This window comes from Idiomarina sp. ST10R2A5 (genome assembly GCF_051842325.1).
GTDB classification, from domain to species: Bacteria; Pseudomonadota; Gammaproteobacteria; order Enterobacterales; family Alteromonadaceae; genus Idiomarina; species Idiomarina abyssalis.
Map to the genome: position 1 here is coordinate 1 of NZ_JBNIEX010000012.1, position 13,982 is coordinate 13,982.

The following is a 13,982-nucleotide window of genomic DNA, read 5'->3' on the forward strand; positions in this document are numbered from 1 at the left end:
TACAAATATTTCTGTTTGCTTACTTCTGCAAGTGCCCACACAGTTTGCTTGGCTTGATATAATTGTTAAAGAGCGTTTCTCAGCAGCCTTGGCTGCGAGAGGTGCGTATTCTACACACCGTGTGTTTTCCGTCAATACTTTTTTGAAAAAAGATTTTTTAGAAAACTTAGGTTTTCGGCGGCTTCGTTGCCTGCCTCGAACGTGGAGCGCATTTTAGAGATTTAACTCGCCCCGTCAAGCGCTTTTTATGCCTTTATAACTGTTTTTTTGCTGACTGCGTAAAGTTTGCTCAGATGTTATTTGAACCAACATTTTTTATAACCTAAAAGCAAAAAAGCCCCCAGTATATGGAGGCTTTCTTGCTTATTACTAAAGGTATGTATTACTACTTGTTCTTACCATTACCTTTCCCATTACCGTTACCTGGGCCAGAAGTATCTCCTCCATCGTCGGTACCGCCATCCGATCCGCCACATCCATTAGTTGCCAAGTAATCGTAAGCTGCCTTAGCTTGGACTAACCCATAACCATATGCATCATCACGACCAGCAGTACCTAAATCTTCAGCGGTTGATGCCAATGCAGAACGGATATCGCCGTTGGAGCAGTCTGAATAGTGACTCCAGACTAACGCAGCTACACCAACAACATGAGGGGTCGCCATTGACGTCCCGTCAAAGAAAGCCCAGTCACTGTCTTCTACAGATACTGTTGCAGAAGCTCCCAACTGGTTCATTAACGAAGCCCCGTCTGTATCACTAATTCCAACAGAAGGAATTGATGTTACGGTTTCGCCTAACGTGCCAGAAACAATACCAGGCTCATTATTGTATATGATAGCGCCAACACCACCGCCGGCTTCACAAGCTTGAACTTTTTCCGCGAAACTAATTGAACCACGTTCAATTAAGCAAATATCGCCAACTGCTTCAGAACAGGCTTGGTCGCCAATGCCGCAATCCGTTAATGCACCGGATGCACTGCCTTTAGCCGAACCATCCATCGCTAAGTTATCGTATGCAGTATTGGATACCGTAACCTCTGAACGTTCACCCATTCCGCGAGGTACTGACGATAAGACCGCAACACCAGGGCCCGACAGTTCAACCTGATTGGTTTGCTGAGAAAAAGAAGCAACTTGCTTCGCTTCATCAATTGCAGCAACTGAAACAACCGCATCATACGATGCTGGATAAGAATGACGAGTATTACCAGCGTTGCCCGCTGCAGCAACACTCAGAATGCCTTGTGAGTCCAGGTCACCAAAAGCTCTTTCTTCGGTTTTGCTGCCACGGTCGCCGCCCAGGCTCATATTGATAACATTTGCGCCGGCCGCCGCACATTCGTCTGCCGCCGCTATCAGTGAAGACGAGTATCCCCAACCATCGGCATTAAACACTTTCACAATATGAAGGTTAATGTTGCCATTAGGCAAAACGCCAACAACGCCCGTGCCATTTGCAAGTGCGGCTATTGTGCCAGCAACATGAGTACCATGACTGTTTTCGTCGGTGTACCAGTTACCTGTTCCCGAATCATAGCTACCATCAACACCGGCACTTTGTAAGTCCGGGTGTCCTAAATCGTAGCCCGAGTCGATAATACAAACCTTTGTATTACCTGCAGCAGCATCCGAAACGAGATCAGCTTGTACCTGGGAAATCCCGTAGGGTTGGTTGGGTTCATACTCCGATGCCATCAAATGTCTTTTTTCATCGGCTTCTACGTATTCAACGTTAGGATTATTCTTGAGCCCTTTCAGCGCGTTCGCCGGAACCGTGATTGACATCGCGTTATAACGAGATAAATCAACGTTCTTTTGCCCGCCAGCTTTTGCAACTGCAGACTCAATTGCAGCTTTGTTTCCCGGTTTAAAGGCAACAATCACTCGCTCTTTATCATTAGCAGCCTGAGCAGATGCGGCTAAGACTGAAGAACAAGCTAAAAATACGAGAGACTTTTTTGATAACAATTTCATAATTAACCCTGTGTTTTTTATGTTTTGAATTTTCAGGGCCAACACAACGTGAGAGAATAGCTATTCTCTCGTCGGCAGAATTAATTTGCCACAACTTGTAACAAATTGTAACCAAACTTTACACAGGTATGACAAATGACGTATCGGTCTATCGAGACTCTGAATTACGAAGCACAGCTTATTGAAAAGTCAAAGAAGATTCGCCAAAGCTTTAGTGGCGTTGGTGTTGAAGACTTTCGCGTTTTTCCGTCAGAGCCTGTTAATTACCGTATGAGGGCTGAGTTCAGGGTATGGCATGAAGGTAATGATCTTTACTACATTATGTTTAACCCTGAAACTCGGGAAAAGATACGTAAAGATGACTTTGCTCCCGGAAGCAAGCTTATAAATAACCTGATGCAGGCGGTAATAGACCACGTTATCGACAAACCCTTATTGAGGAATAAGTTGTTTCAGGTTGATTTTCTAACGACAAAGTCCAACCAGGCCATCGTATCACTTCTCTATCACCGCCCCTTAGAAGAAGAGTGGCAAGCTCAAGCAAAAGAGTTACATGACTATCTTCAATCCTTTGCTGATGTTGTTCATCTAATTGGCCGGGCTCGTAAACAAAAAGTTGTTTTTGGTTCTGAATCAGTTATCGAGAATGTTCAAGTTAATGGGCAAACCTACCAGTCAATTCAGACCGAAAATAGCTTTACTCAACCAAACTCGGGTATTAACGAGAAAATGATTGAATGGGTCAGTGAGCAGGCGGGCCAAAATAATCATGATTTACTAGAGCTTTATTGTGGTAATGGTAATTTCACTCTGCCATTAGCCGGTCAGTTCAATTCGGTACTGGCGACCGAAATTAGCAAAGGCTCGGTTGCAGCAGCCCGTGAAGGGGCGCAGTTAAACGACATCAAGAATGTCACTGTTGTACGCATGTCAGCTGAAGAGTTTAGTGCGGCTTTAAGTGGACAGCTTGAATCAAAGCGAGCGGCTGACGCAGGTATTCACAGTTTTGACTGCAAAACGGTATTGGTCGATCCGCCCAGAGCCGGGTTAGATAAAGACACCTTGAAACTGGTTTCTCAGTACCAGCGGATCATTTATATTTCCTGCAACCCAAGTACGCTAATAGACAATATTAAGGCGATATCGGCTACTCATAAGGTCACTGCGGCAGCAATGTTTGATCAATTCCCTTATACCGATCACATTGAAACAGGCGTGGTTTTAGAAAAGCACAACTAGTTTTGAGCAGGCTCTTCAGCAAGGGTAGAAAAGTTGAGCTTACGGTTTAAGCGTAGATTGGATACATGAGCGTATATAATCAGCCCGGCGCCGAAGAGAATAATAATAGGTTCGCCCCAGTGGCCCAGAATATCCCGTTGAGAGTAAATAACGGCACCTAAAAGTAATAATGATAAAAGGTGCCATTTGCCATGCTTACGTGCGCCACTAATCAATGACCAGAGCCCCACAACAACACTCAACCCTAGAATAGTATTTTCTAACGCGTCTTCACCGATAAAGGCCAAACCCGCCATTGCTAATAGCGGCAGAATAACAGGCAGCAGCAGGCAGTGAATCGCACACAAGGTGGTGATCCATATTCCTGCTTTATCCAAGTTTTTGGATGTTTCTGCTGACATACTTGGCAATACCTTCTTCTCAAACGCTTAGTTGTTATATTATAACATACGGAAAGAATAACCAAGGGAGATCATGAGAAATTGTTTCTAAACAGCGAAAACTTATGCTGTATCAATAGCAAAAGGCAGGACTTCACTTATTGTGTTTGCTCCACATATAATCATCAAAAGTCGGTCAAATCCCAGAGCGACACCAGAGCATGCAGGTAAACCGGAGTCTAAAGCATCGAGTAAACGGGTATCTTCGGGCTGAATCTCCCGCCCATGTCTTTCTCGCCACTCATTATCTTTTTTGAAGCGGACACGCTGCTCAGCTGCATCCAAAAGTTCGTGATAACCATTAGCCAACTCCACCCCACGGTAATAAAACTCGAACCGGCGTGCGACACGTGCATCATTGCTGTCGATTCTGGCCAAAGCAGCCTGTGACTGTGGAAACTCGGTTACACAAATTGGTCTATTATCAGGAAACTGGCTTTCAATAAGCTCGGAAAAAGCCACTTGTAGAATGGTGTCTTCGTCTGTTTCCTTTGACATCCACTCCGACAAAGAAGGACGCTCAACCAGGTGTCGCCGTATTGTATCCACACCTGCACTACTCAATGGATCCACGCCCAGATATTCAATAAAAGCTTGTTGGTAAGTGACCACTTTAGTTTCCGGTGCGCCACATAGTGACGTTAGCAGCTCAGAAACCTCGGTTATAAGCTGAACATCATCGTAACCAACCCGATACCACTCAAGTAAGGTAAACTCAGGGTTGTGAAAACGGCCTATTTCATCATCTCGAACCACATGGCTTAACTGAAAAATATCTTGCCCATAAGCAGCAAGAATTCGCTTCATTGCGTATTCCGGTGATGTCTGAAGGTACAGCTTTTTCTTTCCTGAAGGTAATGGGTGTTTGAACTCGGTTGTGAGATTATTCAGGTGACAGTCTGTGACACCGAACTGCGATAAGAGGTGCGTATCGACTTCAGTTATCTGTCGTTCATAAAAAAACTGGCGGACTTGTCGCATTAACTCAGCGCGTTTAACAAGCACTGACCAATCCGCTGTCGGCCGCCAGTTCATCGTCATCTTAGGTTACTTCTGCACCCGGGAAACGTATTCACCTGAACGGGTATCAACTTTAATCACTTCGCCAATTTGCACAAATAAAGGCACGCGAACAACGGCACCTGTGCTTAAAGTCGCAGGCTTACCACCAGTACCAGCCGTATCACCTTTCAAGCCCGGGTCGGTTTCGGTAATCTCTAGCTCAACAAAATTTGGTGGCTGAACGTTAATAGGTTTACCTTCCCATAGCGTCAAGGTACAAACATCTTGCTCAACAAGCCATTTTTCCGCTTCACCTACCGCCTTTTCATCGGCAGGCACCTGTTCAAAGGTTTCGTTATTCATGAAGTGCCAGAACTCACCATCGTTATATAAGTACGATAACTCAAGCTCGATAACATCGGCGCCCTCAACGGACTCTCCAGATTTAAACGTCTTTTCGACCACCTTACCACTAATCAACTTACGGATTTTTACACGGTTAAAGGCCTGACCTTTACCCGGTTTAACCATTTCGTTTTCAACGATGGAGCAAGGCTCACCATCCTGCATGATTTTTAAACCGCCTTTGAATTCACTAGTGCTGTAGTTCGCCATAACGAGACTTTCCTTTGTAAATACCTGATGATTTGCGCGCAATAATAAAACAAATAGCGACTTTTTTCAGGTAAAATATACGCTATTTGCAGCAGCTACGGAGGCGAAGTGTCCGAGTCAGCGTATCCCATTTCTCTAAACGACCGCCCCGACTGGCAGTTTGAACTGAAGCAAGCCTACACCCGACCCGAAGATTTGCTGCGTGCACTTGGTTTAGAGCCTTCATTGTTTTTAGGTGACATTAAAGCGAGAAAGCTATTTTCCATGCGAGTCCCCAGGCCTTTTGTTGAACAAATGAAAGCGGGGGACAGCAACGACCCTTTGCTACGACAAGTGCTCCCGTTACGCAACGAGTTTGACTCAGCACCGGGTTACAGCACAGACCCATTGCAGGAACAGAAAGGACCGGTAGAGGGGCTGCTGCACAAATATAAAAGTCGCGTGCTACTGATATTGCAGGGGGGCTGCGCCGTAAACTGCCGTTACTGCTTCCGCCGTCATTTTCCTTACGACGAGCTAACCTTCAGTAAACGGCAGTTATCAGACACACTGAATCACATTAAAGACAACCCGGAAATCAACGAAGTCATTCTAAGTGGCGGCGACCCATTAATGGCAAATGACAAACGGCTTAAAGATCTCATTAAAGAATTTGAGCTTTTGCCACAACTGACCCGCTTACGCATTCATAGTCGATTGCCAATTGTGATACCCTCTCGCTTGACAAGCGAGCTGAAAGATTTGCTGAGTAAAAGTCGGTTTAAAAGCGTTTTGGTTTTGCATGTGAACCACGCGAACGAAGTTTCAGAAACCTTAACTCGCACTTTAAAAGAATGGCATCACGCCGGTATACACTTATTAAACCAAAGCGTTTTACTAAATGGTGTGAATGACAATATCGAAGCTCTTACTCAGCTCAGTGAGAAGTTATTTAATGCCAGTGTTTTACCCTATTACTTACATCAACTGGATAAGGTAGAAGGCGCCAGCCATTTCGCCGTCGGCGATGATAAAGCCCAGACATTGTGGCAACAAATGACATACGAGTTACCGGGATTCCTGGTTCCCCGCCTTGTACGCGAGCAGGCGGGGGAGCTTAGTAAAACAGCTATCATGCCGGATGGCACAAATGAATCAACAAAGGATAAATTATGAGCGACAACCTGGAAAGTGTAGAAGTTAAATTACAAGAACACCTTCAACAACTGTATCGCCAAGTTATTGATGCCGACCAATACCTTGACGATTTACGTCAGCAAGGCAAAGCCAAATTCCAGGGTGTATTCGCAGAACAAACTGTATTTGAAAGCAAAGGCAACCGTTTTCAGCCATACCTAAACGAAATTGCTGCTAACTTTGAAAAGTGGCAACAAGACAAAGACAACGAACAACAGCTGCAGTTACTGGTACAACAATTACAGTTGATGACTGAAACTCTTGCTCGCCTTAAAGCTATTCGTCAGGCTGGTTAAGTAACGTTTCTTCAAACCACTCGGTTAGCATTTCTTCTTCGAAGTACAGATCATTTCGACGTACTCTTGACGCCAGGCCATCGTAGTTAAAACTCATGTTTTTCACATTTGCCTGGCCTTCCTTCAGAACTTCTCCCGCACTACCAACCAAGCGATAATCGAATTCCATTCTGGGGAAGTCTATTTCCCGAACAATACGGACGAAATTGGAAGTTGAGCGTCCAAACGTGGGCTCAAGACGACCGGTTAGGTCAACATCTGTTACTGTAATTTCTAGCTTTTGCTCTTCAGGCAGTTTTTCGGCCAAACTTTGAAAGTGTTCAGTCAAATTGTCCATTACCTTTTGCTGATAACGATCTTTCAGGCCATCCGCCGGTCGAATATCTGTGTAACTATCAACATCTTTCCACGAAACCTCAGCCGTTCCAGCTAACGCCGAAAAACTAAAAGCTAATAAAACTGTTCCCAATATACCTTGAACACGCATGCTAATTTTCCTCCCATACTTTCGCCAAGGACACTACCATTCGGTTAGAGTACTATTTTACAAAAAAATTCCATAAAAAAAGGGAGCCGCAGTGGCTCCCTTCTTTAAACGAGCTTTGAGCGCACTACATCATGCCGCCCATACCGCCCATTCCACCCATGTCGCCGCCAGGCATACCGCCTGCGTTGTCATCTTGTGGAATGTCAGCAATCATCGCTTCAGTGGTTATCATCAGCGCGCCAACCGAAGCTGCGAACTGCAGTGCTGAACGAGTGACTTTGGTTGGATCCAAAATCCCCATTTCCAGCATATCGCCATAAGTGTCGTTACCAGCGTTGTAACCGTAGTTACCTTCACCACCACGAACACTGTTAGCAACCACAGAACCTTCAGCACCAGCGTTTATAGCGATTTGACGCAAAGGAGCTTCCATTGCACGTAATGCCAGACGAATACCAACGTTCTGATCTTCGTTGTCACCGCGTAACTCATGCAGTTTGCTTGCCGCACGAACCAAAGCGACACCACCACCAGGCACAACCCCTTCTTCAACAGCTGCACGGGTTGCATGCAACGCATCTTCAACGCGCGCTTTCTTCTCTTTCATTTCCATTTCAGTAGCAGCGCCGACTTTAATCACCGCAACACCGCCAGCTAACTTAGCCAGACGCTCTTGCAGTTTTTCACGGTCGTAGTCAGACGTTGTGTCTTCCATCTGCTGTTTGATTTGGTTAACGCGGCCTTCGATAGCAGTATCATCACCGTTACCATCAACAACCGTCGTGTTGTCTTTAGTAATGACTACGCGCTTCGCAGTACCGAGGTCTTCCAGCTGAGTTTTTTCCAGCTCCATGCCAATTTCTTCAGAAACCACAGTACCGCCAGTCAGAACAGCAATGTCCTGCAGCATCGCTTTACGACGGTCACCAAAGCCTGGTGCTTTAACCGCTGCAACTTTAACAATGCCACGCATGTTGTTCACAACCAGAGTTGCCAGCGCTTCGCCTTCAACGTCTTCCGCAATAATAAGCAGAGGTTTACCGGCTTTAGAAACACCTTCTAATACCGGCAGTAATTCGCGGATATTAGAAATTTTCTTATCAATCAGAAGAATGAACGGGTTGTCTAATTCAACCGAACCGCTTTCCTGATTGTTAATGAAGTAAGGAGACAAGTAACCACGGTCGAACTGCATACCTTCAACAACATCCAGCTCGTCAGTCAGTGCCTGACCTTCTTCAACTGTAATAACACCTTCCTGGCCTACTTTATCCATTGCCTGAGCAATGATTTCGCCAATAGTGTGATCCGCGTTAGCAGAAATAGTCGCTACCTGAGCAATAGCTTTGCTATCGGCACAAGGCTGAGAAATTTTCTTCAACTCTTCAACTGCGGCAATAACGGCTTTGTCGATACCGCGCTTAAGATCCATTGGGTTCATACCCGCGGCTACTGACTTCAAACCTTCATTTACAATTGCCTGAGCCAGAACGGTTGCGGTTGTTGTACCGTCACCCGCTTCGTCGTTTGCTTTAGACGCCACTTCTTTAACCATTTGCGCGCCCATGTTTTCGAACTTGTCTTCCAGCTCGATTTCTTTCGCAACAGAAACACCGTCTTTAGTGATAACTGGTGCGCCAAACGATTTATCTAATACAACGTTACGGCCTTTTGGACCCAAAGTAACTTTTACTGAGTCAGCAAGAACATTTACGCCTTTCAGCATTTTTTGACGTGCTGTATTACCAAACTTGACTTCTTTAGCTGCCATTTTTGCTTTCCTCTTAAATACGTTTATTCGGTTGTGCTAATAAGCGACTCAGGCGTCTTATTCTTCAATTGCCAGAATGTCGCTTTCGCTCATGATCAAATACTCTTCACCATCGATTTTCTCGGTTTTTACACCGTAGCCTTCGCTGAATAGCACTTTATCACCGGCTTTTACGTCAAGCGCACGCACTTCACCGTTATCCAGAATACGGCCTTTGCCTACCGCTACGACTTCACCGCGCGTAGACTTTTCTGCCGCAGAACCAGTCAGAACAATTCCGCCAGCCGATTTCGCTTCGACTTCAATGCGTTTGATAATGACTCGATCGTGTAAAGGACGAAGTTTCATTGTTGATAACTCCTCAACCTATTGTTGTTAGTGGTTAGTACCCCTAAGGGCGTGTAAAAATCATCGTGCTCATTAAATGGGGGAGGAATTTTTGTTATCAAGGGGGAAGCGCAAAAAATTTTATGGTAATTTGCCAGACTCACTGGCGCTATATGGAGGTTCTATGACTCAGCAACCCAAATTGATTTTATGCACCACAGACAGTTACTCTTCTGCGAAACAACTTGCCCGCAACTTAGTTGAGAAAAAGCTCGTCGCCTGCGTCAATATAGTGCCTAATATGACATCGGTTTACTCCTGGCAAGGGCAAATACATGAAGATGAAGAGTGGCTTATGCTGATAAAATCAACCGATAAACGCTTCGGTGACATAAAAGACTTTGTCAGTGCGAATCACCCATACGATTCCCCGGAGTTAATCAGCATTAACATAGAAGACGGATTACCCGATTACCTGACGTGGATACAGGATTCAGTCAAATGATAAAACGGCTCATCTCATGCCTGATACTTTTTACCGTAGCGCTAACCTTGGTTGCGCCCGTTGCTCATGGTGTTCAATCTAACCCTTTTCAGCAACAGAATGAGTTTTTACCCGTCGATCAGGCTTTTGATTTTGATAGCGAAACTGACGGCGACAAGATCACTGTCAGTTGGGTCATCGCCCCGGAATACTACCTGTATCAACACCGGTTCAAGGTTGTGCCCTCAAATGCTGCTGCGCAAGCCCTCGAACTTCCGGAAGGAGAGTCTCATACGGACGAGTTTTTCGGCGAGTCTGTTGTTTACCGTAACTACGTTGAATGGTCTTTTACGCTGGAGCCATCTTTTTCCGGTGACAGTATTACCATTCTTTACCAGGGTTGTGCCGATGCAGGACTTTGTTATCCACCAACAGAAAAGCAGATAAAACTACCTACAAATGGTGGTAACGGCGATATTTCGGCACCAGCAGAGAACGCTGGTAACAGTCTTTTCGGGATAGAAGACCAACACTTGATTATCACTTTACTGTTATTTTTTGCCCTGGGTATTGGTTTAGCTTTTACTCCCTGCGTCTTTCCCATGTACCCCATCTTATCCGGTGTGGTTTTGGGCAACCGTGAACGCACCTGGAAAAACACGCTTTGGCTTTCTTTTATCTATGTACAGGGCATGGCCATTACCTATTCTTTATTAGGTTTGGTCGTCGCCTCAGCAGGTATGCAGTATCAGGCTTATTTTCAGCACCCCGTCGTACTTCTTGTTCTTGCGGCACTCTTTGCACTCTTTGCACTCAGTATGCTCGGTGCCTATACCCTGCAACTGCCCATTAGCTGGCAGTCAAAACTACAAAACCTAAGTGGTCAGCAGAGCGGCGGCAATGTTGTTGGTGTCTTTGTTATTGGAGCTATTTCAGGCCTGGTTGCATCGCCTTGCACCACAGCTCCGCTCTCAGGCGCGTTGCTTTTTATCGCGCAATCCGGCGACATTATTAACGGTGCCGCAATTCTCTATGCCTTAAGCCTGGGTATGGGTGTTCCATTAATATTGTTCGGGTTGAGCGGCGGGAAGCTTCTGCCAAAAGCCGGAGCATGGATGGTGGTGGTGAAACAGTTTTTCGGCTGGTTACTCTTAGCGGTCAGTTTATTTTTAGTAGAACGATTACTCCCCACCAGCATCAGTATGTGGTTGTGGATTTTCTATTTCATTCTCGCGGCAGTATCACTGGCAGTAGCAATCAGCCAGTCAATCAGGACTGCAACCAAAGTCACTGCAATTATTTTATTGGCAGCTATGGCTACCGCGGGAAGCTATTGGCAAGTCAATAAAGCACAGTTAGAGCAGCAAAGTCATGGCTTGTTCACCCAGGTAAGTAGCATTAACGAAATACAGCAGCAAGTCGAAAATAGCGAAGGCTGGGTTATGCTCGATCTTTACGCGGACTGGTGTGTTGCCTGCAAAGAGTTTGAGCAATATACCTTTTCGAACACCGGCGTTCAGGCACAATTTAAGCAATTTACACTGATTCAGGCCGACGTTACTCGCAATAACGCGCAAGACGTTGAAATTCTAAGCCGCTACCAGGTATTGGGGTTACCCACAATTCTGTTCTTTGACCCTGAAGGCAAGGAGCGAGCTGAGTATCGAGTTACCGGTTATATGAACGCTGAAGATTTTGAAAAGCATCTGGAAAAGATAGTTTCCGAGTAAACTTGTGCCTAAATGCGCTGATAAGACCAGTAAAGTGCTGCAATCTTGCTTTTTTTCCCTATAATACTGTTGTTATAGGAACCCAAACTGAAAGTTATGGTCAATTTTAATAGTTACCGTAACTTCACAGCAGATGGCGGCACAATGGCAGAACGTTTTAAAATATTGGTGCTAAATGGCCCTAACCTAAACTTACTGGGACAACGTGAGCCAGAGGTTTATGGTAATCAAAGTCTGGATGACATCGCCCAGTCGTTAGACGCTATTGCCCAAAAGCACTCCGCTTCGCTCGATTTCAGACAATCAAATGCTGAACATCAATTGATTGACTGGATCCAACAAGCCGCCAAAGACTCTGTCGATTATATCGTGATCAATCCAGCAGCATACGCTCACACCAGCATTGCGCTGCGTGATGCTCTGCTCGCTGTGCAAATCCCTTTTATCGAAGTACACCTTTCTAATATTTATCGCCGGGAGAACTTCCGCCACCACTCGTATTTAGCCGATGTGGCTGACGGCGTTCTCTGCGGGCTTGGCGCCCGTGGCTACGAATACGCATTACAAGCAGCTTTAAACATATTGAATAACACAGATAACTAAAGGTAGACGTTAGCATGGATATCCGAAAAATTAAGAAACTGATTGAGCTCGTTGAAGAATCTGGCGTTGCTGAACTGGAAATAACCGAAGGTGAAGAATCTGTTCGGATTAACCGTTACAGTGCGCAACCTGCGCCAATGCAGTATGCGCCACAGTCTCAACAGGCGCCTCAGCAAGCTCCGGCAAGCCAACCAGCAGCTTCAGCGGAGCCAGCCAGCGAAGAAATTAGCGGCCATGTTGTTCGTTCGCCTATGGTTGGAACTTTCTATGAAGCACCATCGCCTGATGCCAAGCCATTTGTCACTGTAGGCTCTCGTGTTAATGCTGGCGAAACACTGTGCATTATTGAAGCCATGAAAATGATGAACCAAATTGAAGCTGACAAGTCCGGTGTCGTTAAGCAAATTTTAGTAGACAACGAAGAGCCAGTTGAATTTGATCAACCTCTGTTTGTCATTGAATAAAGTAACCGCAGGAATTTGTCATGTTAGATAAAGTGGTCATTGCCAACCGTGGCGAAATTGCACTGCGCATACTGCGAGCCTGTAAAGAGCTCGGCATTAAAACAGTGGCAGTTCACTCAACGGTTGATAGAAATTTAAAGCACGTTTTACTTGCTGACGAAGCGATTTGTATTGGTAAAGCGCCAGCAAACGAAAGCTACCTGAATATCCCACGTATTATCAGCGCCGCTGAAATTACCGATGCTGCGGCCATCCATCCGGGCTATGGTTTTCTTGCTGAAAACGCTGACTTTGCCGAGCAGGTCGAGCAGTCCGGGTTCATCTTTGTTGGTCCAACACCTGATCTCATTCGCCTTATGGGTGATAAAGTTTCAGCCATTAAAGCCATGAAGAAAACCGGCGTTCCCTGCGTACCAGGCTCCGACGGCCCGCTGGACGATGATGACGAGCGTAATATGAAGCTTGCCAAGCGCATCGGCTACCCAATTATTATTAAAGCAGCAGGCGGCGGCGGTGGTCGCGGTATGCGAGTTGTACGAAAAGAAAGCGAACTGCTTAGCTCTATTAGTATGACTCAGAACGAAGCTCGTGCGGCGTTCGGCAACCCTGTTGTTTATATGGAGAAATTCCTTGAGAACCCTCGCCATGTTGAAATTCAGGTTCTGGCCGACGGTCAAGGTAACGCCATTCATTTAGGTGAACGTGACTGCTCTATGCAACGTCGTCACCAGAAAGTCGTTGAAGAAGCCCCGGCTCCCGGTATTACTCCGGAGATGCGCAAGTTCATTGGTGAGCGTTGTGCTAAAGCTTGTGTAGAGCTGGGTTACCGCGGTGCTGGTACCTTTGAGTTTCTGTATGAAAACGGCGAGTTCTACTTCATTGAAATGAACACGCGTATTCAGGTTGAGCATCCGGTTACTGAAATGGTCACAGGTATCGACTTAATTAAAGAGCAGTTGCGCATAGCGGCAGGCCGCCAACTATCGATTAGTCAGGAAGATGTCGTTATTCGCGGTCATGCGGTTGAGTGCCGCATTAACGCCGAAGACCCTGATACTTTTACACCATCTCCCGGTACCATCACTCGTTTCCATTCTCCGGGCGGCTTTGGTGTTCGTTGGGACTCACACGTTTACGCGGATTACAAAGTACCGCCTAACTATGACTCAATGATAGGTAAACTGATTACTTACGGCGAGAACCGCGATATTGCTATAGCACGTATGCGTAATGCTTTGAGTGAACTGATCATCGAGAACATTAAAACGAACATTCCTCTGCAAAAATCGATTATGGCAGACGAAAACTTCCAGCACGGTGGTACTAATATTCACTACCTTGAGAAAAAGCTCGGTTTGGGCGGGCATTAA

The 13,982-nt window shown here is 45.8% G+C and carries 16 protein-coding genes; 9 read left to right on the forward strand and 7 right to left on the reverse strand.

What is annotated here, in order from left to right:
- Window positions 1-217 (forward strand): hypothetical protein (locus ACP7FG_RS12205; RefSeq protein WP_271332004.1); only part of this gene is annotated, 217 nt, incomplete at its 5' end.
- Window positions 218-385: 168 nt separating this feature from the next.
- On the opposite strand, the gene ACP7FG_RS12210 is transcribed toward ACP7FG_RS12205, so the two are convergent.
- Window positions 386-1,978, reverse strand: a complete 1,593-nt coding sequence (locus tag ACP7FG_RS12210) for a S8 family serine peptidase (RefSeq protein ID WP_439226539.1) — start codon at window positions 1,976-1,978, stop codon at window positions 386-388.
- 135 nt (window positions 1,979-2,113) lie between these two features.
- Here ACP7FG_RS12210 and trmA point away from each other — a divergent pair, with 135 nt between their 5' ends.
- A complete protein-coding gene (gene trmA / locus ACP7FG_RS12215) occupies window positions 2,114-3,217 on the forward strand; it encodes a tRNA (uridine(54)-C5)-methyltransferase TrmA (protein WP_439226540.1) in 1,104 nt (367 codons plus the stop codon).
- On the opposite strand, the gene ACP7FG_RS12220 is transcribed toward trmA, so the two are convergent.
- The 3 genes from ACP7FG_RS12220 to efp all read right to left on the reverse strand — a co-directional run bounded on the left by ACP7FG_RS12220 (window position 3,214) and on the right by efp (window position 5,274).
- Complete coding sequence (locus tag ACP7FG_RS12220) at window positions 3,214-3,618, reverse strand: MerC domain-containing protein (protein WP_222235839.1); 405 nt, start codon at window positions 3,616-3,618, stop codon at window positions 3,214-3,216. The two genes, trmA and ACP7FG_RS12220, sit on opposite strands and share 4 nt — an antisense overlap.
- A 102-nt stretch (window positions 3,619-3,720) precedes the next feature.
- On the reverse strand, window positions 3,721-4,698 hold the full coding sequence (gene epmA, locus ACP7FG_RS12225) for an elongation factor P--(R)-beta-lysine ligase (protein ID WP_439226541.1): 978 nt from the start codon (window positions 4,696-4,698) through the stop codon (window positions 3,721-3,723).
- Between the two features lie 6 nt (window positions 4,699-4,704).
- On the reverse strand, window positions 4,705-5,274 hold the full coding sequence (efp, locus tag ACP7FG_RS12230; protein WP_011235502.1) for an elongation factor P: 570 nt from the start codon (window positions 5,272-5,274) through the stop codon (window positions 4,705-4,707).
- A gap of 108 nt (window positions 5,275-5,382) precedes the next feature.
- Between efp and epmB the strand changes: the two genes are divergently transcribed.
- Both epmB and priC read left to right on the forward strand, forming a co-directional pair.
- Window positions 5,383-6,429, forward strand: a complete 1,047-nt coding sequence (gene epmB / locus ACP7FG_RS12235) for an EF-P beta-lysylation protein EpmB (RefSeq protein WP_439226542.1) — start codon at window positions 5,383-5,385, stop codon at window positions 6,427-6,429.
- Window positions 6,426-6,746: a primosomal replication protein PriC gene (gene priC / locus ACP7FG_RS12240; RefSeq protein WP_054491324.1), complete on the forward strand. Its 321-nt coding sequence runs from the start codon at window positions 6,426-6,428 to the stop codon at window positions 6,744-6,746. Before epmB ends, priC begins: the two co-directional genes overlap by 4 nt.
- Here priC and ACP7FG_RS12245 read toward each other — a convergent pair.
- From ACP7FG_RS12245 to ACP7FG_RS12255, 3 genes are all read right to left on the reverse strand, one after another.
- Complete coding sequence (locus ACP7FG_RS12245; RefSeq protein ID WP_222235843.1) at window positions 6,727-7,233, reverse strand: DUF3016 domain-containing protein; 507 nt, start codon at window positions 7,231-7,233, stop codon at window positions 6,727-6,729. The genes priC and ACP7FG_RS12245 overlap by 20 nt on opposite strands.
- A gap of 124 nt (window positions 7,234-7,357) precedes the next feature.
- On the reverse strand, window positions 7,358-9,004 hold the full coding sequence (groL, locus tag ACP7FG_RS12250; RefSeq protein WP_439226543.1) for a chaperonin GroEL: 1,647 nt from the start codon (window positions 9,002-9,004) through the stop codon (window positions 7,358-7,360).
- Between the two features lie 57 nt (window positions 9,005-9,061).
- Window positions 9,062-9,352, reverse strand: a complete 291-nt coding sequence (locus ACP7FG_RS12255; protein ID WP_054491321.1) for a co-chaperone GroES — start codon at window positions 9,350-9,352, stop codon at window positions 9,062-9,064.
- Window positions 9,353-9,515: 163 nt separating this feature from the next.
- On the opposite strand from ACP7FG_RS12255, the gene cutA reads away from it, so the two are divergent.
- The 5 genes from cutA (at window position 9,516) to accC (ending at window position 13,982) form a co-directional block, all read left to right on the forward strand.
- Window positions 9,516-9,836, forward strand: coding sequence for a divalent-cation tolerance protein CutA (gene cutA / locus ACP7FG_RS12260; protein ID WP_439226544.1), 321 nt, complete (start codon window positions 9,516-9,518; stop codon window positions 9,834-9,836).
- The gene (locus ACP7FG_RS12265; protein ID WP_439226545.1) at window positions 9,833-11,545 is read left to right on the forward strand and encodes a protein-disulfide reductase DsbD; all 1,713 of its coding nucleotides are present in this window, start codon (window positions 9,833-9,835) and stop codon (window positions 11,543-11,545) included. Before cutA ends, ACP7FG_RS12265 begins: the two co-directional genes overlap by 4 nt.
- Before the next feature lie 144 nt (window positions 11,546-11,689).
- Complete coding sequence (gene aroQ / locus ACP7FG_RS12270; RefSeq protein WP_439226576.1) at window positions 11,690-12,148, forward strand: type II 3-dehydroquinate dehydratase; 459 nt, start codon at window positions 11,690-11,692, stop codon at window positions 12,146-12,148.
- 14 nt (window positions 12,149-12,162) lie between these two features.
- Window positions 12,163-12,612: an acetyl-CoA carboxylase biotin carboxyl carrier protein gene (gene accB, locus ACP7FG_RS12275; RefSeq protein ID WP_439226546.1), complete on the forward strand. Its 450-nt coding sequence runs from the start codon at window positions 12,163-12,165 to the stop codon at window positions 12,610-12,612.
- Between the two features lie 20 nt (window positions 12,613-12,632).
- Window positions 12,633-13,982 (forward strand): acetyl-CoA carboxylase biotin carboxylase subunit, encoded by a 1,350-nt coding sequence (accC, locus tag ACP7FG_RS12280; RefSeq protein ID WP_271332328.1) that lies wholly within the window; start codon window positions 12,633-12,635, stop codon window positions 13,980-13,982.

Excerpts from the sequence above, each read along its gene's own strand:
- ACP7FG_RS12210 (WP_439226539.1), bottom strand. The coding sequence starts at position 1,978 with ATGAAATTGTTATCAAAAAAGTCTCTCGTATTTTTAGCTTGTTCTTCA.
- trmA (WP_439226540.1), top strand. The coding sequence starts at position 2,114 with ATGACGTATCGGTCTATCGAGACTCTGAATTACGAAGCACAGCTTATT.
- ACP7FG_RS12220 (WP_222235839.1), bottom strand. The coding sequence starts at position 3,618 with ATGTCAGCAGAAACATCCAAAAACTTGGATAAAGCAGGAATATGGATC.
- epmA (WP_439226541.1), bottom strand. The coding sequence starts at position 4,698 with ATGACGATGAACTGGCGGCCGACAGCGGATTGGTCAGTGCTTGTTAAA.
- efp (WP_011235502.1), bottom strand. The coding sequence starts at position 5,274 with ATGGCGAACTACAGCACTAGTGAATTCAAAGGCGGTTTAAAAATCATG.
- priC (WP_054491324.1), top strand. The coding sequence starts at position 6,426 with ATGAGCGACAACCTGGAAAGTGTAGAAGTTAAATTACAAGAACACCTT.
- ACP7FG_RS12245 (WP_222235843.1), bottom strand. The coding sequence starts at position 7,233 with ATGCGTGTTCAAGGTATATTGGGAACAGTTTTATTAGCTTTTAGTTTT.
- groL (WP_439226543.1), bottom strand. The coding sequence starts at position 9,004 with ATGGCAGCTAAAGAAGTCAAGTTTGGTAATACAGCACGTCAAAAAATG.
- ACP7FG_RS12255 (WP_054491321.1), bottom strand. The coding sequence starts at position 9,352 with ATGAAACTTCGTCCTTTACACGATCGAGTCATTATCAAACGCATTGAA.
- cutA (WP_439226544.1), top strand. The coding sequence starts at position 9,516 with ATGACTCAGCAACCCAAATTGATTTTATGCACCACAGACAGTTACTCT.
- ACP7FG_RS12265 (WP_439226545.1), top strand. The coding sequence starts at position 9,833 with ATGATAAAACGGCTCATCTCATGCCTGATACTTTTTACCGTAGCGCTA.
- aroQ (WP_439226576.1), top strand. The coding sequence starts at position 11,690 with ATGGCAGAACGTTTTAAAATATTGGTGCTAAATGGCCCTAACCTAAAC.
- accB (WP_439226546.1), top strand. The coding sequence starts at position 12,163 with ATGGATATCCGAAAAATTAAGAAACTGATTGAGCTCGTTGAAGAATCT.
- accC (WP_271332328.1), top strand. The coding sequence starts at position 12,633 with ATGTTAGATAAAGTGGTCATTGCCAACCGTGGCGAAATTGCACTGCGC.